Here is a 19962-nt window from a genome sequence, read left to right on the forward strand (position 1 = left end):
ACGTGCCACCGCCCGCTAAAAGAGGTTGTACAGCCTCGCAAGCGACAGCTTTGTGGCCGGCTCCGTCGTCGCCACCTTGCCGTCGACTTTGACGACGTAGGTCTCGGGGTCTATCTCTATCTTCGGTGCAAGGTCGTTGTACACCATGTTGCGCTTGCCTATCCTGCGGCACTTCTGGACCGGCAGGAGCTTTTTCTTCAACCCAAGCTTTTTTCCAAGCCCGCGCCTTATCGCCAGTTTCGACGTGAATGTAAACGACGTGGAGTATTTTGCAGAGCCCATCGCCCCGAACATCGGCCTGTAGTAGACCGGCTCGGGCGTCGGTATCGAGGCGTTTGGGTCGCCCATCAGCGCGTACGCGATGAATCCGCCCTTTATCACAAGTTTGGGCTTTATCCCGAAAAACTGCGGCGTCCAGACTATAATGTCGGCCACCTTGCCCTTTTCAAGCGACCCGACGTGGTCGGCGATGCCGTGCGTTATCGCAGGGTTTATCGTAAGCTTGGCAAGGTAGCGCTTGGCGCGCAGGTTGTCGTTGTCGCCCTTTTCCTCTTTGAGCCTGCCGGCCATCTTTTTCATCTTGTCGGCAGTCTGCCAAGCCCTCGTCGTGACCTCGCCTATCCTCCCCATCGCCTGGCTGTCAGACGAGTACATCGAGAGGGCGCCTATGTCGTGCAGCACGTCTTCGGCGGCTATCGTTTCAGCCCTTATTCGCGACTCGGCAAAAGCCACATCCTCCGGTATGCCGGGGCTCAGGTGGTGGCAGACCATCATCATGTCAAGGTGCTCTTCAAGCGTGTTTACTGTAAACGGCCGCGTCGGGTTTGTCGACGACGGCAGGATGTTCTTTTCGCCGGCGATCTTCATGATGTCCGGCGCGTGTCCGCCGCCGGCGCCTTCCGTGTGGTAGGTGTGGATTGCCCGCCCCGCTATCGCCTCTATCGTGTCGTCTACAAAGCCGCACTCGTTCAAGGTGTCCGTGTGGATTGCAACCTGCGTGTCTGTCTTGTCCGCGACGCGAAGCGCCGCGTCGATTGTTGCCGGCGTTGTGCCCCAGTCCTCGTGAAGCTTCAGGCCGCACGCGCCCTCTGCTATCTGCTCCATGAGGGCAGGCTCGAGCGAGTCGTTGCCCTTGCCAAGCAGGCCGAAATTAAGCGGCAACTCCTCAAGCGCTTCAAGCATCCTGTGTATGTTCCAGGGACCCGGCGTGCAGGTTGTCGCGTTGGTGCCGTCTGCCGGCCCCGTCCCGCCGCCTATCATCGTGGTCGTCCCGGCGCAGATTGCCTCGATTGCCTGCTGCGGCGATATGAAATGGATGTGGGTGTCGATTGTGCCGGGCGTGCATATCGTGTGCTCGCCTGCGACCACCTCGGTGCTTGCAGACACCACCATGTCCACCTTGTCCATCACGTTTGGGTTGCCCGCCTTTCCGACGCCGGCAATCCTGCCGTTTTTGATGCCGATGTCTGCCTTGACTATCCCCAAAACCGGATCAAACACTATCGCGTTTGTTATGACCATGTCAAGCGCGCCCCTGCTCGGCACGCCGCTTGCCTGGCCCATGCCATCCCTGACGCTCTTGCCCCCGCCAAACACCAGCTCGTCGCCGGGCAAGAGCAGGTCCTTCTCGACCTCGATTATGATGTCCGTGTCTGCAAGCCTTATTTTGTCGCCGGCAGTCGGCCCGTAAAGGTCGACGTACTGCCTTCTAGGTATCTCTAGCGTCATGCGCCGGAGAACCCCCGCGCTTTTGCCTTTGCAAGCGCCTGCTTTTTCCGGGCAGACAATTTGCCGTTCACAAGGCCGCTAAAGCCGTACACCATTTTTTTGCCGGCGTATTCGACAAGCTCCACTTGGCGCGTGTCGCCCGGCTCAAAGCGGAGCGACGTGCCGGAAGGAATGTTCAGGTGAAAGCCGTACGCCTTTTCCCTTGGAAACAAAAGCGCCTTGTTCACCTCAAAAAAGTGGGCGTGCGAGCCGACCTGTATCGGCCTGTTGCCCGTGTTGCTCACCTGCATTTTGACAGTTTTCCTGCCGGCGTTTGCGACGACTGGCCTGTCAGATATGAAATACTCGCCGGGTATCAACTCTATCACGCTATGGGGCTGTGGACGGTAACGAGTTTTGTCCCGTCCTCAAAGGTCGCCTCTACCTGCACGTGCTTTATCAGCTCAGGCACGCCGGGAAGCACGTCGTTTCTTGTCAGCACGTGTTTGCCGGAGCTCATCAGCTCAGATACCGACCTGCCGTCCCGGGCGCCTTCGACTATGTGGTCGGAGATGAGCGCGACTGCCTCCGTGTAGTTCAGCTTCAGGCCCCTTGCGCGCCTTCTGCGCGCGACTTCGGCTGCCATGAAAACGTACAGCTTGTCTATCTCGCGTGGAGCAAGCATCATGGCGCATAGTTGCGGTGCGCCGTATTTATGGTTGAGTACAAAATGTGTAAACTACGGCATATATCGCAAATTTTGTAAAGTGGCCGGCGGATCCGGGCGCACTGCACCGCAGCGCATACCCGGTGCATATAAACTCGTTTGGGATATCTCACTTAATGAACCGCTTACGGAAATTCATCAAAATAATAATGTTTGATGAAAATACTCGCGATGACAACTGGGTCCTGCGCTGCGACAAGTGCGGCGAGCTCCTTGCGACAGACAAGCCCTACCTTATCGAGTCGCACAGGAAATGGTGCCGAGTCTAGTTTTTGAAAAAAAGTGAAAAAGCCGGCCAGGTCTGGCCCCGGCCTTTCGCAAAGTTTTTTCGATTTAGCCGACGTCGGCTGGATTTAGTTTACAAAATCAAGCTAATAAGGAAAATAGCTGCTCAAACCGATAAGTAAATCATAATATTCTCAACAGCCATGAGAAGGCTGCAACTGGTAGGTCTGTCGTTATTTGCAGTTGCTGCAATACTTGCGATGGGCAGCGCCCAGAACGCAAGTGCTGCAGGCGCAATAACGGGAGAATTCAGGATAGGGGAGGTCCTCGATGAGTCCATAGGCTGGTTCATAGTGGTCGGCCTCGGCGCTGTTTTTGCCGTGGTCATATCGCTTGAAATCAAGGTCGAGGAAAAGTTCCTTGGAGTCACAAAGACGTCAGAGTGGTTCAACACCGCCGGCAGGGTGATAAAGACAGGGCTGACTGCGGCCGCCATAGTCTCTGCGTGGACATGGGCGGCGACTTTATTGCAGTCGTCGACTGTCGCATACCAGTACGGGGTAAGCGGGCCCTTCTGGTACGCGGCCGGCGCGTCGATACAGGTGCTGCTGTTCGGCATCCTTGCGATAGAGCTGAAGAGGAAGGCTCCAAACGCGCACACGTTTTTGGAAATAATCCGCGCGAGGTTTGGCGACAGCGCGCACAGGGTGTTCCTCGTGTTTGCGCTCATGACAAACATGATAGTGACTGCGATGCTTCTTCTTGGAGGAGCCGCGGTGGTCAACGGCCTGACAGGCATGAACATCTCTATCGCGGCTTTTCTGATACCAATAGGCGTCATGATCTACACGCTCGTCGGCGGGCTCAAGGCGACCTTTGTGGCAGACTATATGCACACTATCATCATATTCGTGGTGATTCTGACCTTCGTGTCGACTGTCTACTTTATCAGCCCGGTCACGGGCGGCGTGCAAGGGATGTACGACAAGCTGGTCGAGGCCGCGGCCATAAAGCCTGTTGAGGGCAACGCGGCTGGCGCGTACCTCACGATGGCGTCGCTTGGCGGCCTGATATTTGGCATCATCAACATAGTCGGCAACTTTGGCACGGTGTTCGTCGACCAGGCGTACTGGCAGCGCGCAATCGCTGCAAGGCCAAGCTCCACTGTCAAGGGATTTCTGCTTGGCGGCATGTGCTGGTTTGCAATCCCGTTCACGCTTGCCACTACGATGGGCCTGACCGCAGTCGCGCTCGGAGTCAGCCTGACGCCGGAGCAGGTCCAGCTCGGCCTCACGGTGCCGGCGGCTGCGTCGGTGCTTATGGGAGAGGTGGGCGCGGTGATGGTGCTGACCATGCTGTTCATGGCAGTCACGTCGGCAGGCTCGGCTGAGCTGATAGCCGTGTCGTCGCTGATAACCTACGACGTCTACAGGACCTACCGCAACCCGAACGCGACTGGCAAGCAGCTCTTGAAGATATCCCGGGCAGTCATCGTCGGGTTCGGGCTCGGCATGGGAGGGCTTGCAGTCATACTGCTCTCAGTCGGCCTCAGCCTCGGGTTCGTGTACCTGGCGATGGGAGTGCTCATCGGCTCTGCAGTCATACCCATAGCGCTCACGATAACGTGGAAGAGGACAAACAAGTACGCGGCAACAGCAGGCGCCATAGCGGGGCTTTTCATAGCGCTCGGCGCCTGGGTCGGAACGGCGATGTCTCTGCCGCAGTACGGTGGCGTTGTCTCGATAGCGAGCCTCGGCGACAACTATGCCATGCTCTACGGGAACGTCGCAGGCATACTGAGCGGAGGCGCCATCGCGGCAATAGGCAGCATGTTCAAGCGCACAGAGTTTGACTGGAAGGAGATCCAGAGAAAGATCACGCTTGTAGAGCTGACGCATGCAGAGATGGACAGGCGGGAGCAGGACGAGGAGACGCTCAAGAAGGCGTTCAGGTTCTCCTTGAAGGGAGGCGGACTCATGACCCTCATCCTGATAGTTGGATGGCCCATGCCGCTGTTCTTCTCGGGATACGTGTTTGACGTCGGGTTCTACGGGCTGTGGGTCGGGATTGCTGTTGCCTGGGTGTCTGGCGCGACATTCTTCATAGTAGGCCTGCCTCTGATAGAGGCGCGCCACGGAATAGCCAAGATAGCGCGCCGGCAAAAGGCCATCCCAGAGCCGGAGGGCCGGTAAATGACCGGCTGCTCTGGCTGCGGCAAGGCGCTTGGCTTCAAGAAGTACAAGTTCCACCGCATGTGGCGGATACCCGGCTACTACTGCCGCGACTGCATGCTGAAGATGGGCAAGGACTTTGACGACCACGGCAGGATAACCCTGCCCCTCCAGCGCTGCGAACTCTGCAAGGTGGAATTCTACTTTTTGAAATCCGCCTGGCAGGGCAAGAAGCAGGGCCACTACTGCGACGTGTGCCACCAGGCAGTGACGTCGGGCGCAATCCCGGACAAGACGCAAAAGCAGGTGCCGCAGCGCCTGCCGCAGGTGATGACTGTCTTTGCAGGTCTCGGCGTTTTGATGATGGGCCTGGGCCTGGTGTTCACCCTGACGGCAAGCGGGGACAGCCTGGTCAGCATCCTGTTCGGGTCGGTCACCACTGCGCTTGGATTCGTGCTGTTCAAAAAGACCGTGCGCTCAAGGAGCCTCATCCTGGGAAAGGCAAGGGCCGCGGAGGCGACAAAATAAGATGAACTTTAGCAGGATCCTTGCGCCACTGGACGGCTCTGAGAATTCCAAGCGCGCGCTTGAAGCCGCGATAGCGCTTGCGCAAAAGTGCGGCTCCAGCATACTTGCAGTGTTCGTGCTGCCGTTCCCTGCAGTCCAGGCCTACCAGCCTGACAGGGCCGCAAAGGAGCAGATCTTCAAAGAGGCAAAGGTCTTTCTTGAAGACTCGAAGAAAAGCGCCGAGTCAAAAGGGGTGCAGCTAAAGTACGAGATCCTGGAAGGGAGCCCCGCGTCTGCCATCGTGGACTATTCGCAGAGCGCGAAAAACAGCGTGGACCTGATAGTGATGGGCTCAAGGGGAATGAGCGGCCTGAAGGAGGCGTTCCTTGGAAGCGTGTCCCACCACGTCACGCAAAAATCAAAGGTGCCGGTGCTGGTCGTAAAGTAGGGCCGAAATTCGCAGGGCCGGCTCTATGATAACGAGCAGCAGGGCGTATTTTTTTAATTTGTTTCAAAACTGTCTGCAACATTATGCTATTTCTTGAATCAGCCGACGTCGGCTAACCTACAGGAGCACGACCGGCCTTGAGGTTGACTGGAGTACCTTTGCAGTCACGTGGCCCACGTCTGAGTGGCTTCCGCCAAGACCCTTCCTGCCCATCACAATCATGTCGACGCCGAGCTTTTCCGCGGTCTCGGCAATCTTTGTCGCAGGGTCGCCCAGCTTGACTATCCTCTCGTACCTGCCTATCTTCTTTGGAATCATCACGCTTCGAAGCATCCGCTTGCCCTCCTCCTCCATCTCTGACGCCAGCCTCTCGTCAACCGAGCCGTCGCTCTCGTCGGTCCACTCGATGACGTTGAGCAAAAATATCTTGACCTCAGTCGGCTCGTCGTAGAGGTAGCTTGCGTAGGTCAGGGCGCTCAGCGAGTCCTTTGACCCGTCGACTGCCACTAGTATCTTGCGCGAGTCGTACTGGGCGCGCCTTTCGTGTTCCAGGCTTTCCGCGCCGGGCGCCGGCTCGTCTTTTGAAAAGCTCAGGGTCGTTATCCTGCGGAGCACTACAGAAATGCCGCGCCTTGCTTCCACGAGTGGCAGCACTATGACGACCCCGGCAGCGCCTGCGGCCCAGGCGACAGCTATTCCTATCCACACGTGGTAAACAAATGACGAAAAGACATAGCCGGAAAAGTACAGCGGAAGCGGCCACACGACGACGAGCACCAGCGTCAGCGCGATTGCGTACCTGTAGCTGAACTGGGCGGACTTTTTTAGGAACTTTTCGTCCGTGTCGTGCTCTATCATCGACCTTATCCTGTCGTCGACTACGAGGATCTTTTGCTTCATCACCTCAAAGTTAAAGTTCTCAGGTTTTACCAGGCTCCCAAGTATCGACACGAGCGCGCCCACAGATATCGCAGTCACATTTCCAATCAAGAGCGGCGCCTGCTGGCCGGTCGACTGCACTGTTATCTCGCCGTAGAGCACGCTTGCAGACCCAAGCCATGCCGCGACCCCAAGCGCAAGGCCGATGAGCGCGGCAGAAGTAGCCGCGACCTTGTTGGCCTTTTTCCAGACAACTGCTATTGTTATTGGCGCGACTGCAGAGCCTATCAGTATGCCCATCGCAAGGTAGACGTACTGCAGGCTGGCGCCCACCTGCAGGAGCATGGTGGCAAGAATCCCCATGCCTATGCCAAAGCCCAGGATTGCGACGCGGGACACCCGCAGGAGCTCCCTGCCGGTCGACGACGGCTTGACGTAGGTTCTGTAGACGTCGTAGGTGACAAGCGACGACACCGCAACAAGCTCAGCCGAACCTGCAGACGTGACTGCCGTAAAGAGCATCGTGAGAAGCAGTATCGCCCCGATGTCGCCCAAGAGCTGCGACGCCGCCGCTGGCGCGACAAGGCCCATCCCTATCTGCTCAGGTGTGAGCGAGACTCCTACCGCGACTGCGCCAAGGCCCAGAGTGGTCGCAAGGGCAAAGGGGATGGCAAACCAGGCAAGCCCGCCTACAAGAAAGCCGCTGATTGCAGACCTGGGCCTTGCAGCGATTGCGCGCTGCCAGTACGCCTGGTCCACGAACACTGTGCCAAAGTTGCCGACTATGTTGATGACCCCAAACACCAGCGCGCCTGCAGAGGCCATCGTCAGGTACGCGCCCATCGAGTTTCCTTCAACGGGCCGGAGCGCGCTGGCCGCCGCCAGCTTGTCAAACATGCCGGTTATCCCGCCGATGTGCGGGCTGGCAAAGTAGACTGCTGTAACAAAAATCAGGATAACGACAAAGATGAAAGTGGTGTTGAGGTAGTCGGCAAAGAACGTAGCCTTTAACCCGCCAAAGAGCGTGTAGATGATGACGCCCACCGGGATTAGAAACGCCGCGACATAGATGTTGACGCCGGTAAGCGAGTTCACAACGGCCGCGCCTCCAAGCACGAGCATCGCAGTAACAATGGTGTTTGTCATGAGCGCAAAAAACAGGAATATCTTGTGTGCGTGTCTGCCAAAGCGCGCGTAGATTACTTCTGGAAAAGTGTGCGACGTCGGGACCTTCCTTTTCAGCTCTATCGCAAGGATTGCAAAGAGCACCACCTGTATCGACGCGCCGGCCGCGTACCAGAAGGGCCCGCTTATCCCAAACTGGTAGGCAACAGTCGACGACTGCAAGAGAGTCGCCGCCCATGTCCACGCAGACACGACAGACGTCGCAATCAGGCCGGTCTTGACGTTCCTGCCGGCGGTGTAGAACCACTCGAAAGTCTTGCGGGTGCCGAGCCACTTTGTCTCGGCCCTGACAAGAAGCGTCACCACCAGGGCCATGACAAGCCCCACTCCAAGGAGCACGAAATAGCCGATGCCCTCGGAGAGCATTCCCATTTTCCGGAGCTTGCGCTGGCAAATATTTAAGATTATTAACCAAAACGCGCGGCTATTTCCAGCAGGCGTGGTTTTGGGCCCGGAATTAGCCTGCCGTGCGCCCTAACTTGAAAAATCTATAACCTACCTGCTCCTAGACTTGGTGTGGTCGACGACATCGACGAGCTCATCCTGTCCGCGCTGAGCAAGAATTCCAGGCAGGACGTAAAGGAACTGTGGGACTTTCTAAGGGGCCACGGCCACAACCTGACCGAGGAGGAGATAGAGTCCCGCATTGCCAAGCTCGAAGGCGACGGCGTGATAACGGGCTACACCATTTCAGTCGACATGAAAAAGCTCCGCCGCCGGACCATGCGCATGGCCCTTGTCACTTTCAAGACGTCGCAGCACCTGCCAAAGAGGATAGAGGGGCTCAAGAAATACCTCGCCGACGCGCCGTTTGTGATATTCTCCGGCAGGACCCGGGGAGGCTACGACTGGATAACCGTGCAGGTGTTCTTGAACGAGGAGATGGCAGACGAGGAGAGCGACATATACAGGAACCTGTTTGGCGACATCATCCAGTCATACGAGGTCTATGACTTTATCCCGACAAAGGACCCGTCGTTCCACGCGCTCACGCACACTCCAAAGGAATACAAGAAATTCCTCGACGAATGGATACCGCCTTTTCTGGGCCGCTAGTCAGCGTGCAGATTTCTGGCTTGCGTTCTTGAACCTGATAGCCTCGTCTATCATCGAGTGCACCTGCATGCGCATTGACATCAGCATGCCCACAAGCTCGGCGCGCTGCTCGGGCTCGACTGTAGAATGCACTTCTTCTATCAGGTTGTCTATTCTGGCAAGGGTCACGCGCAGGGTGAGCGACGCCTTTTTGGCTATCCTGACAGGCTTGGGCGCGCCTGCCGGCTCGTAGCTTGATTCTTCGTGCTCCATCTTTGCCATTGCAAGCTTCATCTCGCGGATCTCCCTGACAGTCATGTTGTCGTTCACTATCTGGCTCACTACCTCGCCCTGCCTCGACGACGACATCGTGGTAAGTTCCATCGCCTGGCTGACGTTTATCCTGTTCTGCGATATCTGCTCCTTGACGCTGTCAGGCAATTTCAGCAGCTGAAGGCGGTGGGAGACATACTCCTCGCTCCTGCCTATTTTCTTGGCAAGCTCGCTTACCCCGCCCCAGCCAAAGTCCATGACGTACCTGCGGAACGCCTCGGCCTCCTCTATCGGGTCCATGGACTTGCGCTGGATGTTTTCTGTGAGCTGTATCTCGTAGGCCTGTTTGTCTGACATCTCGCGAATCTTGCAGGGGATAAAGCGCCACCTGAGCGACCTGCACGCTTGATATCGCCTGTGGCCGGCCACTATCTCAAAGCCGTGGTCAAGAGGCCTTATCAGAATCGGCTGGAGGAGCCCGTGCTCCCTGATGCTTGAAGCCAGGGTCTCTATCTCGCCCATCTTCTGGTTCTTGTCCCTGACAGCAAACTGCGATGGCCGTATCATCTTCATCTCTATCTGCTCGACGATACTTGTGTCCGGGAACTCCATGCCAGTAAAATTCATTGAGAACTACTTATGATTTTAAGATCCGTCACCTTCCGCGCAAGTTTTATGATAATAATCTAATTGGCTGCTTTCCGGCCTTTCAGGAACTCGTCAAGCGTCATGGTCAGATACCCTACGAGCCTGCACTTTTTGTCGTGACGCTCGGCGCTTTCCCGGGATGAAAACACCTCCAGGCATCCAAGGCACCTGTACAGGTAGATCATGCAGCTCTTGTACACGCTTTTGGACAAGAACTTTGCTTGCCAATCCGGCGTTAAATACGCGATACGTAAACTACCACCGGGCAATGCTGTCTGAAAGTTAGCCTGTTGGTATTCTACACATTTTGGGATACTGCATAAATACGCAATCTTTGAACCGTAGGTATGTCTGGCCAGGAGCTTTTCAAGGAGGGCACCACCCGGGCAACAGGAGGCCAGGCAAGGCGCTACAACATGCTTGCCGCCAGGCTGATGTCTGAGATGGTCAAGAGCCTGCTCGGGCCCCGGGGCATGGACAAGGTGTTTGTCGACGTCATGGGCGAGGTCACGATAACAAAAGACGGTGCGACTCTTTTGAGGAAAATAGACGTCGAGCACCCTGCCGCCAAGGTCCTGATAGAGGCGTCAAACGCGGTCGACAACGCGGTGGGCGACGGCACCACCTCCGTCGTGGTCTTGGCAGGAGCGCTTGTCGCAAAGGCGGAAGAGCTCTTAGACATTGGAATCTCGCCGGCGACCATAGCCGACGGCTACCAGAAAGGATTGGAAATCGCAATTGACAGGCTGGGCAGGATCGCCATCCCGTGCGAGCCTTCGGACCGGCAGGTGATGGAAAAACTTGCAGCGACGTGCCTTGGATCAAAGGCGATATCGTCATGCGCGGAGGCAGGCGACATTTCCCGGATAATTGTTGACGCGGCGCTTGCAGTCGCCGACTTTGGCGCAGGCAGGGTGGAAGTAGACGACGTCAAGATAGAGCAAAAGACCGGCAGCGTCTCTGACACGCGGCTGGTTTCAGGCGTCGTGATAGACAAGACAGTGGACAACTCGGCGATGCCAAAAGAGGTCAGAGACGCCAGGATACTGCTTCTTGACGATGACCTTGAGAGCAAGAGGACCCGGACAGACGCCGAGGTCAGGATATCGCTCCCGTCGCAAATAAGGGCATACATCGACAGCCAGGCGCTTGACCTCCGGCGCAAGGTGCAGGCAGTAATAGACTCGGGCGCAAACGTCGTCATAGCGCGGGGCGGAATAAGCATGCCTGCCCAGACCATGCTTGCGCATGCCGGCATAATGTCGGTCCGCAGGGTAAAGGAAAACGACCTGTGGTGGCTTGAAAAGGCAACAGGCGCGCGCACAACCCGCGACCCCGGACGCGTTTTGAAAAGCGACCTTGGGTATGCCGGCCGCGTGTATGAAAAGTTCACGGGCGACGACAGGATGGTCTTTGTCGAAGGGTGCAAAAACCCCAGATCGGTAACGATACTCTTGCGCGCAGGCTCGGCCAAAGTCCTCGACGAGTTCCACCGCTCGGCGCTCGACGCCCTCAACGTCATCAGGGACTTTGTGGCAAACCCTGCCGTGGTTGCAGGCGGGGGCTCTGCCGAGGCCGCGATGGCCCGGGCAGTCAGGGAAAAGGCGTCAGGCATACAGGGCAGGGAGCAGCTTGCGGTACAAAAATTTGCAGAGGCGCTTGAAGAGATCCCGCTGACAATAGCCGCCAACGCCGGCATGGACGTAGTCGACACGCTTGTCCGGCTGCGCTCTGCAAAGGGCGGGCACGGCATAAACGCGCTCGAGCGCAGGGTGCAGGACATGCTGTCGTTGAACATAGTCGAGCCCGTGTCGGTCAAGGAGCAGGTCCTCGGGACCGCCGTCGAGGTGGCAAGCCTGCTCTTGCGCGTCGACGACGTGCTGATGGCAAAGCCGCAGTACTACACGCACACGCATGCGGACGGCACCACTCACTCGCACCGCGGAGGCAGGCAGGATCACGACCACTTTGACAAGCTGGGCAAGGCACAGCGGCCGTCCCACCACTATTACTGAGAAAACACCCGGTCTACAAATCCAAGCTCGTATACCATGCCGGCGCCTATCACAAATGCCACAATCGCTGACGCATACTTTAGCGCAAGCGCCATTTTTGCATAGTTGCGCGCCTTTGCAAACGGCAGGCCGATGAGGGTGCTGACGCCGGCCATGCTCGCTATCGAGCCTGCCCCAAAGATTGCGATGTATGCAAGGCCGAGGGGCACATAGTGTATCGTGGAAAGCACCACCAGCATCAGCGCGCCGCTCCCGGCCATGCCGTGTATCATGCCGACTATAATCGACTTGTGGCCGTGGTGGTGCTCGCCTTCGTGGTCGTGGTCGTGCGTGTGGATAATCCCGTGCTCCGGGTGGGCATGCGGGTGCGAGTGGCCCTGCCTGCGGAAAAGGCCGCGGAAGAACCTGCTTGCGCTAAATCCTGTAAGGGCCGTAACTGCCAGAAAGAGAAGCATCACGCCGACTCCAAACTCGAGCCTTCCGCTCACTTTTTCCGGGATGTTGACTGCAAGCAGGAGCACCAGCAGGCCTGCAGCAAAAAGAGTGGCCGTGTGGCCCAGGCCCCAGAGCGTGCCAAGCAGCGGCGCGTTGCGCAGCTTTTTTCCGCCGCTTGCAACCATGGTCGAGACTGCAGCCACGTGGTCTGCCTCGATTGAATGGCGCAGGCCCGTCAAGAGCCCGAGGAGTAGTATCCCTGCAGGCGCGGCGGTGTCTATGGACGACTCGGCCGCCTGAAATGCCGAGAAAACCGGCTGAAGCATTACGTCGAATATTTCCAGCACCATGTCACTCTGCCGCCATTATGTATCCCGATGAAGGGATGGGCTCCTTTAGCACCACCCAGTCGCGCCTGCCATCCACCACTGCATCAAACGCAATGGTTCTTAACGTTTCCGGCACGCCTATCATCACCTGGCCTGCCGACAATACCGCCTTGGCGTCCTTTTCAATCGCGCCCGTGTGCTTTTTGGCGCGCATCTGGCTTGTTACAAAGTACGCATAAAGCAGCAGGGCCTCGTTGACGTTCAGCTTCATGTTCTTGAGGAGCTTTTCCTTTACCATCTCGACAGAGTGGTGCAGGATGAGCTCGTCGTCTTTGTCCGCGTACTGGAATGTCCTGGCAAGGGGCAGAGCGTCGGGCTCGCCCCTTGCAGTCGCCTTGATGTATATCATGGCCCGTCTACTTTTTCCTGGACCCGTAGCTCAGCGGCGGCCTCTTTGGAATCCTTGCCTTGGGCCCGTTGCCAAAGTCGTATGTGTGGCCCGTTCCCCTGTAAGACCGCGGCCTGACCGGCTTGCCTTCCGTCTGGCCCTTCTTTGTCAGCGAGAGCCCTGCCAGCAGTTCCACGATGAGCCTGTTTGCAAGGCCCGACGTGATGCCTCCGTTGTAGGAGCTACCGTCGCTCACGTCATAGTTTGGCGCGACTTCCACCAGGTCGAAGGCAAACCTGTCCGGGTCAAACGAGGTTGAAAGAAGGCGCATCAGCCTCATTCCTTCCCTCGATGTCAGGCCGTTTGGCTCCGGCTCGCCTGTTCCCGGCGCGTATGCAGGGTCAAACGTGTCGATGTCCCAGCTGATGTACACCGCGTCGACGTTGTCGTTTGCCCTGTCTGCTGCTTCTTTGGCAATCTTGTCGATGCCAAGCTCCTCGACGTCGAGCATCGTGAACCACTGAAAGTCCTGGTCGGCCATCCACTTGTAGAGGTCCGGCCCCGGCCAGTAGCCCCTGGGCCCGATGAGCGTGTAGTTCTTGCCTTTCAGGCACCCAAGCTCCATAATCCTGCGTATGTGCGCGCCGTGATCGTACTTGAAGCCAGTCAACCCCTGCGGCGCGCAGTCGGCGTGCGTGTCGATGTGGATCATGCCGATGTTCTTGTACTTTTTAGCAAAAGCCCTCACGTTTGCAAACGTGATAGAGTGGTCGCCGCCGAGCATCACCGGTATGCCGTCGATGTCCAGGACCTCCTTTACCTTGTCCGTCATGCGCCTGTGAGACTCGACGACGTCGCCGGGCGAGATGTTCACGTCGCCATAGTCGACTGTCCTAAAAACGCCAAACGGGTCGACGCCTGTTTCAATGTTAAAGTGCTCATAAGGCGGCGACGGAACGGTGGAAGCCGCGCGGATCGCCCTTGGGCCGTACCTTGCGCCAGGACGTATGGTGGTCCCAAAGTCAAACGGCTCACCTATGATGGCGACGTCCGGCTTGACCTTGTCCAGCTCCGCCTTGCTCCTTACCCACGGCAGTTTCAAAAACGTGGGTATTCCGACAAAGATCGGTTCGTCATTTCCCTTGTACGAGTCGCCGTAAAATTCCATGCCCATGGACTATCGCTTTTAATAATTAGTAAGTATATTAAAAATATTTCTAGGTAATTTACGTCACACGGCTACCCTCATTCCCAGATTGCCGCAACACATCTTGTCGAAATAACGTAATCTACGCTTTCTCTGCGTGCTTTGCAAGGACGCGCCAGGCGTACTGCGTCACGTCGAGTCCTTCCTGCTCTGCCAGCTCGCCAAGCTTGTCCCATAGCTCCTTGTGCTGCTCTTTTCTCGGGTCAAAGACCAGCCTGACCGTGAGAAGGCCACGCGGGGCTCCACGCTTGACGCCAACGTCAGCCATTGCCTCCTGCAGTGCGCCCTTGCTTGCAGCGGCTGCAAGTTTTTCCTGGACTGCCTTTGGCTTTCTTGCTATCATTATCGCCTCGTACGTCGTTATCTTGCCGCCCTCTATGGCGTCCTGGAGGGGTTGCGGCAGCGAAAGTATGCTGATCCACTCGCTAACAGTGCTCTTTGGAAGGCCGTACTTTGAAGAGACTCCGGTTATGCCCGACTTGGTTGTGTCGACCAGCCTCTTGACCATCTGCGCCTTTTCAAGCGGCGACAGGTCCTTTCGTACCAGATTCTCAAAAAGCGATGCGGCCCCTGCCTCTGCGCCTTCAAGCTCTGTCACGACTGCAGGGATCCGGGTCTCGCCCTTGGCGCTCAGCGCGAAAAAGCGCCGGCGGCCTATCAGGAGCTTGTAACGCTTGCTCTTTGCGTCAAAGCGCACGACGACCGGCTGCAAAAGGTCGAACTTTGAGAGGTGCTCCTTGATGAGCCTGTCCTTGCTGTCCTCTCCAAAAGAGTGGTCCTTTCTGACGTTCTCTTCTGCGATGTCTATCTTGCTTACCGGGATGTTCTTGACGCGCATTCGCGCATGGTATTAGTAATCTACGTATTTATAATTTCTGTCTGGAAATACCGTAAAAAAGCGCAGATATTCCATCTTTTGTACATCAGACGGCGGCACAGCTGTAGTATACGCATCATCCTATGCTCTCAAATACGTAGTTTACATTTTTTGCACCAATGCTTATATCGCACGCGGGCACCATCCAGACATGCAAGGAAGTGCGTCCAAGGTTATCCGCGCGGTGGCCGACGCGGAGAGCACTTTGATGAAGACCAGCTTCCTGAGCTATTATATCTCGATGTACAACACGGTCAACGAAAACCTGGGCTACAAGGACGCGCCGGTGACAGTCGACGAGATCTATGACTTTTTGCAGGACCTAAAGCACGAGGCCGGCGAGCACGTGCCTGACATCGAAAAAGAGGACATCGCCTTTTCCTTCCACATCCTGAACATGCTTGGCGTCTGCAAGAGCGCGTAAAAAAGCGCGCGGGACGTTCGACAGTCGAACTTTTGCCCGAGCAAGTTTTATATATTTACTAAATACATAAGAAAAGGGTATGGCTGGGCTGGACGGATATGGAATAGCTATCATTGCGTTCCTAGGGCTGTCGCTTGCAGTCGGGACGCTCACTTCAAGGCTTGTAAGGAAAAGCAGCAAAAGGTACATGGTCGCCGGAAAAAGCCTGCCCCTCTTTTTCGTGGGCACCATGCTCGCCGCGCAGTCCATCGACGGCAACTCTTCTCTTGGCAACGTCTCGCTGGTCTACAATTTCGGGTTCTGGGCCGGCGCCGCGATCCCAATAGGCCTCGCCGCGTGTCTGATACTCACCGGCGCGTTCTACGGCAAGAAACTGAACAAGATGTCGCTCCTGACCCTGCCTGACTTTTACTTCCGCAGGTTTGGCGCCGGCGCAGAAGGCATCTCTGGCGTCATCATGATGGTGAGCTTCATAGTTCTTGTCGCCGGCAACTTTGCAGCAAGCGGCTTTATCATGTCAGCCGTGTTTGGCATCGACTTTTTCTGGGCAATGCTCATTGCGGCCATAGTGGTGCTCGTTTACACATTTGCCGGCGGCCTCTTTTCGTCGGCCTACACCGACATATTCCAGATATACCTTGCAATAGGCGCGTTCTGGGCCGCGTTCATATTCTTTGCCGGCGGGTTCTCGGGCACGCCGTTTGACACGATACTTGCCGCGGCGCCTGAAGGATACCTCGACCTGTCAGGGCTTATGACGCTTGAAGGAGGAGGCCTTGTCAACTGGGCAGGCATCATCGGCCTTGCGGTTGGCGACATCGTCGCGCTTGACTTTATGGAGCGCGTCTTTGCGGCAAGGGATGGCAAGACCGCGCAGAAGGGCGCGTTCATGGGCGCCGGCCTGACAATATCGACCATAGTGCCCACGAGCATGATGGGCATAGTCGCGCTCTTTCTCATACCGGGCATAGCCGACCCGTTCCTAGCCTATCCGGAACTTGCGATAAACCACGTGCCGTTCCCGATAGGGGTGGCACTCCTCATGGGCGTCCTTGGTGCCTCCATGTCGACTGCAAACGGCGGTCTGCTCGCAATTTCAAGCGTCATTTCAAGAAACCTTATCCAGCGCGACATTCTGAAAAAGTGGCTCAAGAGGCCGGGCATGGATGACAAGAAGCTGCTGAGGACGACGCGCATCTTTACCATACCCATGATGGTCTCTGCGTTCATACTGGCCTACCTGCTGCCCCAGCCGGGCGTCTACCTGATACTTGCGTTTGACATCGTGTTTGCCGGCGCGTGGGCGCCCCTGACGCTCGGCCTGTTCTGGAGAAAGGCCAACATGCCTGCAGCTGTGGTTTCGCTCGTAGTTGGCACCGGACTGAGGCTCCTGATGTTCTTCGTAATACCTCTCGAGCTTGCAGGGCTTGACACGTTCATACCGCCGCCTATCTCCTTTGCGCTGTTTGTAATCGTGGCGCTTGCGACGCAGAAAAAGTATCCCGGCGAAAAGAGGCATGGAGTCGTCGACTATGTGCCGCCTGAGGAAGACGTCGTAAACGGCGAGGACCTGAAGAGCTACGTGGAGCCAACCCCGAAATAGGATTACTAAAAAGGTTAATTATCGGAAGGGGCGCTCCATGCTCCTGTGCCAAGCCAGGGGTACGCCACCATCGGCCTCAAGCCGGCGATACTGGCAAAGCTGCAAAAGATAACCGACGAGTACTACCCGGGCATGTTCGTGCCAAGCGCGCTCATCATCATGATGAACGAGGTAAAGCGCGGCTACTACACTGTTGACGCCTGCACAATCAAGGAAGACTTTGCCGGCAGGTACACGTCGCTTACCATACGGTCAGACGTCAAGGCCTGGCTCGACGAGAACTATGAAAAATTCAAGGACGAGTACAGCAGAAAGTACAGGGCGAACAGCTTCACCCAGTTTGCGAGCTACTTTATGCTCAACATGTTCGAGTCAAAGGCCAAGTCGCAGAACTTTATGCTGAAACTAAAAGAAGCAGATTTTGCATGGCTTGAAGCTGAATATCAAAAGCGCAAGCAGGAGTACAGGACAAAGCATTCAGTCTACACCTTTGAGCAGTTTGCCGACGTGTTTTTGAAAGAGCTGCTGGACAGGGTCAACGAAGCAAAGAAGGTCCTGACTATCTAGCGTGCGTAGTTTACATATTTGACGGTTGCACAAATAATGCAATAAATATACTCTGTAAAACCCGTTCGCCAGATAATTCTTCTACCGTCTTTCTGGTTTTCAATAATTTCTGTCGCACAATATCGTCGCTTTAACATATTATCATAATATCTAAATTTATATCCACAATGCGGCAGACACCGGGCATGCTCGAGGAAGCGATAACAATAGCGATCATAATTGGAGGCAGCGCAGCCGCAGTCTGGTATGCCAAGAAAAAGTTCCAGCCGGAAATAGAGAGCAGCCTGGACAGGCTGGAAAGCCGCGCAGTAGTGGAAGAGTACGTCCGCAAAAAGCACGACGACCTCCGTTAACTGCGGCAATATTGAATAGCAACCGCGACGATTACTAGTGGTTGCTGTTCAACATCCGTCCGGTCAAGGACGTACCCGGCGTAAAACGCGAGATAATAAGACTTGTAGAAAGACAAAAGCGCGGGACCTGGGACGACCTTTCGCCTTTTAGAAAGGAAATAGACGAGCTGTTGTCGTCGTTTTCAGAGTTCCTCCCCTCGTGGAAGAAGGCGCCGGCGGTATTTCGGGTGGCGCGGGTCCAGGCAGGCGGGGAGGCAAGAACCTACACCGAAAACATCGAACTGCCAGACATCAAGCACGACATAGACATGGTGCTGCAGATGCTCAACCACATGCGCAAGGAAAAGGGCCTGGCAGAAGTCAAGATGCCGCTTTTTGTACAGCCCGACGAAATGTCGCTTGCCTTCAAGGCCGGCAGGATTGACTATCAGCCCGACAGCATCCTCTCGCAGCTGGCAATCGTGTTCCAGAAGGGCGGGATAATGCTTGCAGGGTTTGTTTTTGGCCGCGACTTTGTGCTTTTGGAGAATTGATTCGTAATATACAGCTAGAGCAACCATCTTTATATAATTAGTAAATCATCTATGGCTATGACAGGTGCCGAGGCCCCGTCTTTTACAAAGATACTGGTACCGCTCGACGGCTCGCCTGTTTCCAGAAAGGCCGCGAAATACGCGATACACCTTGCGCGCGTCGAAAACGCCAAGCTGGTCCTGATGCACGTCATCGAAGACGTCAAGCAGGGCGGAGCCATAGGTCTCCAGGCCAAGTACGGCAACGTCAGGCTGGTGGAGGGTTTCAAAAAGGCAAGGACCAAGGCCGCGGAAAAGTGGATAGAGGAGATCAAGTCGCAGGCAGACAAGGCTGGCGTAAAGACGGCAAGCGAGATAGTGCCAGACGACGGCACGTCCGAGGTTGGCATGATAACGTCCTACGCCAAGAAAAACGACGTAGACCTCATAGTCATGGGCAAGCGCGGCCAGTCAAAGTTCCGGCAGCTTTTGGTCGGGAGCGTGACAAACGCTGTCCTGAACCACGCCCCGTGTCCGGTGCTGGTCGTGCGCTAGTCAGCCCTTGCGCATCTTTGTGTAAGGCGCGCCAAGCACGAGCTTTCTTGTTATCTCGGCTATCCTGGCTGCGCCTTGCTGCAAGATTTCTGCGCGGTCTCCGAGCATCCTTGCGGCGATGCCGCAGCTGTGCGGCATGACAGACGCGCCAGCGCGGATCTTCATGTCTGCCAGAGCCGCGTTTGCAAGCCTGCCAAGCTCGGGGACGAGCCTTGAAGGCGCCATCACGTAGACGCTTGCGACCACGTCCTGCTCGAGCGCACCCGGCGCCATCACGTCATGTTTTTTTGGCTCTAGCACCGACGAGTCTGCAAATTTCAGCCCGCCCTGCAGGTCGCTTCCCTGTATCCTGAGGTAGCAGACGTCGTAACCAAACCTCTCGCCGGACGCCACCCTGCCGGGTGTGATTATCTCCGAGTAGACCACCGTCGCCTCCTCGTGCGCCCTGATGCTCGTCTTCTGGTAGAACCTCGAGCCTGCATAGGGTATTATCTGGTCGGGCATGTACTCCAGGTAGCAGCCCCTGTCTGCGGTGATGTTTATCTCCTGCGTTGCAAAGCCCTCCTCCATCTTGTAGACCCGGGTGGCGCCCTGCGTAGTCAGGTGGGCCTGCGCGCCGCTTTCAAGCGAAACGTCTATCCTGTACGTGTCGCCCTGCAAGACGCCGCCGGAAGGCGATATGACGTACATGTAGGCCATAGATGGAAGCGACTCTTCAAGGTACATCGGCTTTTGCGCATAAAGCGGGACCTGCGAGTACTGCTCTTTTACAACCGTCCTGCCAGTGGTTTTGTCGCCGGCAAGCCTCAGAGTAAGCACGCCGCGCTTGCCCGTCTCGCTTACAGGGTTTGCGGCGCCGTACCCTGCCACCTCCGGCGGTATGCCTTCCATC

23 protein-coding genes are annotated in these 19962 nt (G+C 56.5%); 12 read left to right on the top strand and 11 right to left on the bottom strand.

Going from position 1 to position 19962, the window contains the following annotated elements; all coding sequences use genetic code 11:
- Nucleotides 1–15: 15 nt before the first annotated feature.
- Genes ureC through HXY31_RS07425 form a run of 3 tightly spaced genes read right to left on the bottom strand, consistent with a single transcriptional unit; the run spans nucleotide 16 to nucleotide 2395 of the window.
- Nucleotides 16–1728: an urease subunit alpha gene (ureC, locus tag HXY31_RS07415; RefSeq protein WP_292641489.1), complete on the bottom strand. Its 1713-nt coding sequence runs from the start codon at nucleotides 1726–1728 to the stop codon at nucleotides 16–18.
- Nucleotides 1725–2087 (bottom strand): urease subunit beta, encoded by a 363-nt coding sequence (locus HXY31_RS07420; RefSeq protein WP_366933090.1) that lies wholly within the window; start codon nucleotides 2085–2087, stop codon nucleotides 1725–1727. Before HXY31_RS07420 ends, ureC begins: the two co-directional genes overlap by 4 nt.
- A gap of 5 nt (nucleotides 2088–2092) precedes the next feature.
- A complete protein-coding gene (locus HXY31_RS07425) occupies nucleotides 2093–2395 on the bottom strand; it encodes an urease subunit gamma (RefSeq protein ID WP_292641491.1) in 303 nt (100 codons plus the stop codon).
- A 155-nt stretch (nucleotides 2396–2550) separates the two neighbouring features.
- Here HXY31_RS07425 and HXY31_RS07430 point away from each other — a divergent pair, with 155 nt between their 5' ends.
- The 4 genes from HXY31_RS07430 (at nucleotide 2551) to HXY31_RS07445 (ending at nucleotide 5785) form a co-directional block, all read left to right on the top strand.
- Entirely contained in the window at nucleotides 2551–2703 is a 153-nt protein-coding gene (locus HXY31_RS07430; RefSeq protein WP_292641492.1) for a hypothetical protein, read from the top strand.
- Between the two features lie 159 nt (nucleotides 2704–2862).
- Nucleotides 2863–4851 carry a sodium:solute symporter family protein gene (locus HXY31_RS07435; protein WP_292641493.1) on the top strand — a complete coding sequence of 663 codons (1989 nt, stop codon included), beginning with the start codon at nucleotides 2863–2865 and terminating at the stop codon, nucleotides 4849–4851.
- Nucleotides 4852–5358 (top strand): hypothetical protein, encoded by a 507-nt coding sequence (locus HXY31_RS07440; RefSeq protein WP_292641494.1) that lies wholly within the window; start codon nucleotides 4852–4854, stop codon nucleotides 5356–5358.
- A gap of 1 nt (nucleotide 5359) precedes the next feature.
- Complete coding sequence (locus tag HXY31_RS07445; protein ID WP_292641495.1) at nucleotides 5360–5785, top strand: universal stress protein; 426 nt, start codon at nucleotides 5360–5362, stop codon at nucleotides 5783–5785.
- A gap of 117 nt (nucleotides 5786–5902) precedes the next feature.
- On the opposite strand, the gene HXY31_RS07450 is transcribed toward HXY31_RS07445, so the two are convergent.
- The gene (locus HXY31_RS07450) at nucleotides 5903–8221 is read right to left on the bottom strand and encodes a sodium/solute symporter (RefSeq protein ID WP_292641496.1); all 2319 of its coding nucleotides are present in this window, start codon (nucleotides 8219–8221) and stop codon (nucleotides 5903–5905) included.
- A gap of 144 nt (nucleotides 8222–8365) precedes the next feature.
- Between HXY31_RS07450 and HXY31_RS07455 the strand changes: the two genes are divergently transcribed.
- The gene (locus HXY31_RS07455; protein ID WP_292641497.1) at nucleotides 8366–8905 is read left to right on the top strand and encodes a histidine kinase; all 540 of its coding nucleotides are present in this window, start codon (nucleotides 8366–8368) and stop codon (nucleotides 8903–8905) included.
- On the opposite strand, the gene HXY31_RS07460 is transcribed toward HXY31_RS07455, so the two are convergent.
- Entirely contained in the window at nucleotides 8906–9769 is an 864-nt protein-coding gene (locus HXY31_RS07460; protein ID WP_292641498.1) for a ParB/RepB/Spo0J family partition protein, read from the bottom strand. It abuts the gene before it with no gap.
- A 74-nt stretch (nucleotides 9770–9843) separates the two neighbouring features.
- The gene (locus tag HXY31_RS07465; RefSeq protein WP_292641499.1) at nucleotides 9844–10017 is read right to left on the bottom strand and encodes a hypothetical protein; all 174 of its coding nucleotides are present in this window, start codon (nucleotides 10015–10017) and stop codon (nucleotides 9844–9846) included.
- 135 nt (nucleotides 10018–10152) lie between these two features.
- Here HXY31_RS07465 and thsA point away from each other — a divergent pair, with 135 nt between their 5' ends.
- Nucleotides 10153–11820 (top strand): thermosome subunit alpha, encoded by a 1668-nt coding sequence (thsA, locus tag HXY31_RS07470; protein WP_292641500.1) that lies wholly within the window; start codon nucleotides 10153–10155, stop codon nucleotides 11818–11820.
- On the opposite strand, the gene HXY31_RS07475 is transcribed toward thsA, so the two are convergent.
- The 4 genes from HXY31_RS07475 to HXY31_RS07490 form a co-directional block, all read right to left on the bottom strand.
- On the bottom strand, nucleotides 11814–12605 hold the full coding sequence (locus HXY31_RS07475; protein ID WP_292641501.1) for a hypothetical protein: 792 nt from the start codon (nucleotides 12603–12605) through the stop codon (nucleotides 11814–11816). The two genes, thsA and HXY31_RS07475, sit on opposite strands and share 7 nt — an antisense overlap.
- A gap of 1 nt (nucleotide 12606) precedes the next feature.
- Nucleotides 12607–12993 (bottom strand): urease subunit gamma, encoded by a 387-nt coding sequence (locus HXY31_RS07480; protein ID WP_292641503.1) that lies wholly within the window; start codon nucleotides 12991–12993, stop codon nucleotides 12607–12609.
- A gap of 7 nt (nucleotides 12994–13000) precedes the next feature.
- Nucleotides 13001–14146, bottom strand: a complete 1146-nt coding sequence (locus HXY31_RS07485) for an agmatinase family protein (protein WP_292641504.1) — start codon at nucleotides 14144–14146, stop codon at nucleotides 13001–13003.
- Between the two features lie 115 nt (nucleotides 14147–14261).
- Entirely contained in the window at nucleotides 14262–15017 is a 756-nt protein-coding gene (locus HXY31_RS07490) for a ParB/RepB/Spo0J family partition protein (protein WP_292641506.1), read from the bottom strand.
- A 190-nt stretch (nucleotides 15018–15207) separates the two neighbouring features.
- Here HXY31_RS07490 and HXY31_RS07495 point away from each other — a divergent pair, with 190 nt between their 5' ends.
- From HXY31_RS07495 to HXY31_RS07520, 6 genes are all read left to right on the top strand, one after another.
- Entirely contained in the window at nucleotides 15208–15480 is a 273-nt protein-coding gene (locus HXY31_RS07495) for a hypothetical protein (RefSeq protein WP_292641507.1), read from the top strand.
- A 79-nt stretch (nucleotides 15481–15559) separates the two neighbouring features.
- The gene (locus HXY31_RS07500; protein WP_292641508.1) at nucleotides 15560–17083 is read left to right on the top strand and encodes a hypothetical protein; all 1524 of its coding nucleotides are present in this window, start codon (nucleotides 15560–15562) and stop codon (nucleotides 17081–17083) included.
- A 45-nt stretch (nucleotides 17084–17128) separates the two neighbouring features.
- Nucleotides 17129–17650 (top strand): hypothetical protein, encoded by a 522-nt coding sequence (locus HXY31_RS07505; RefSeq protein WP_292641509.1) that lies wholly within the window; start codon nucleotides 17129–17131, stop codon nucleotides 17648–17650.
- A gap of 185 nt (nucleotides 17651–17835) precedes the next feature.
- Entirely contained in the window at nucleotides 17836–18003 is a 168-nt protein-coding gene (locus tag HXY31_RS07510) for a hypothetical protein (RefSeq protein WP_292641510.1), read from the top strand.
- 41 nt (nucleotides 18004–18044) lie between these two features.
- Nucleotides 18045–18536 carry a hypothetical protein gene (locus HXY31_RS07515; protein WP_292641511.1) on the top strand — a complete coding sequence of 164 codons (492 nt, stop codon included), beginning with the start codon at nucleotides 18045–18047 and terminating at the stop codon, nucleotides 18534–18536.
- Between the two features lie 57 nt (nucleotides 18537–18593).
- Nucleotides 18594–19070 carry a universal stress protein gene (locus tag HXY31_RS07520; RefSeq protein ID WP_292641513.1) on the top strand — a complete coding sequence of 159 codons (477 nt, stop codon included), beginning with the start codon at nucleotides 18594–18596 and terminating at the stop codon, nucleotides 19068–19070.
- Here the strand turns inward: HXY31_RS07520 and HXY31_RS07525 are convergent, their stop codons facing one another.
- A complete protein-coding gene (locus HXY31_RS07525) occupies nucleotides 19071–19961 on the bottom strand; it encodes an urease accessory protein UreD (RefSeq protein ID WP_292641514.1) in 891 nt (296 codons plus the stop codon).
- Nucleotide 19962 lies beyond the last annotated feature (1 nt).

Source organism: Nitrososphaera sp., assembly GCF_013388945.1.
In the GTDB taxonomy this organism is placed as follows: domain Archaea; phylum Thermoproteota; class Nitrososphaeria; order Nitrososphaerales; family Nitrososphaeraceae; genus Nitrososphaera.

Bases quoted from the DNA above. Each gene is read 5' to 3' on its own strand.
- HXY31_RS07510 (WP_292641510.1), top strand. From the start codon at position 17,836: ATGCTCGAGGAAGCGATAACAATAGCGATCATAATTGGAGGCAGCGCA.
- HXY31_RS07450 (WP_292641496.1), bottom strand. From the start codon at position 8,221: ATGGGAATGCTCTCCGAGGGCATCGGCTATTTCGTGCTCCTTGGAGTG.
- HXY31_RS07480 (WP_292641503.1), bottom strand. From the start codon at position 12,993: ATGATATACATCAAGGCGACTGCAAGGGGCGAGCCCGACGCTCTGCCC.
- thsA (WP_292641500.1), top strand. From the start codon at position 10,153: ATGTCTGGCCAGGAGCTTTTCAAGGAGGGCACCACCCGGGCAACAGGA.
- HXY31_RS07440 (WP_292641494.1), top strand. From the start codon at position 4,852: ATGACCGGCTGCTCTGGCTGCGGCAAGGCGCTTGGCTTCAAGAAGTAC.
- HXY31_RS07525 (WP_292641514.1), bottom strand. From the start codon at position 19,961: ATGGAAGGCATACCGCCGGAGGTGGCAGGGTACGGCGCCGCAAACCCT.
- ureC (WP_292641489.1), bottom strand. From the start codon at position 1,728: ATGACGCTAGAGATACCTAGAAGGCAGTACGTCGACCTTTACGGGCCG.
- HXY31_RS07445 (WP_292641495.1), top strand. From the start codon at position 5,360: ATGAACTTTAGCAGGATCCTTGCGCCACTGGACGGCTCTGAGAATTCC.
- HXY31_RS07520 (WP_292641513.1), top strand. From the start codon at position 18,594: ATGACAGGTGCCGAGGCCCCGTCTTTTACAAAGATACTGGTACCGCTC.
- HXY31_RS07425 (WP_292641491.1), bottom strand. From the start codon at position 2,395: ATGATGCTTGCTCCACGCGAGATAGACAAGCTGTACGTTTTCATGGCA.
- HXY31_RS07490 (WP_292641506.1), bottom strand. From the start codon at position 15,017: ATGCGCGTCAAGAACATCCCGGTAAGCAAGATAGACATCGCAGAAGAG.
- HXY31_RS07475 (WP_292641501.1), bottom strand. From the start codon at position 12,605: ATGGTGCTGGAAATATTCGACGTAATGCTTCAGCCGGTTTTCTCGGCA.
- HXY31_RS07460 (WP_292641498.1), bottom strand. From the start codon at position 9,769: ATGGAGTTCCCGGACACAAGTATCGTCGAGCAGATAGAGATGAAGATG.
- HXY31_RS07430 (WP_292641492.1), top strand. From the start codon at position 2,551: ATGAACCGCTTACGGAAATTCATCAAAATAATAATGTTTGATGAAAAT.
- HXY31_RS07485 (WP_292641504.1), bottom strand. From the start codon at position 14,146: ATGGGCATGGAATTTTACGGCGACTCGTACAAGGGAAATGACGAACCG.
- HXY31_RS07495 (WP_292641507.1), top strand. From the start codon at position 15,208: ATGCAAGGAAGTGCGTCCAAGGTTATCCGCGCGGTGGCCGACGCGGAG.
- HXY31_RS07435 (WP_292641493.1), top strand. From the start codon at position 2,863: ATGAGAAGGCTGCAACTGGTAGGTCTGTCGTTATTTGCAGTTGCTGCA.
- HXY31_RS07500 (WP_292641508.1), top strand. From the start codon at position 15,560: ATGGCTGGGCTGGACGGATATGGAATAGCTATCATTGCGTTCCTAGGG.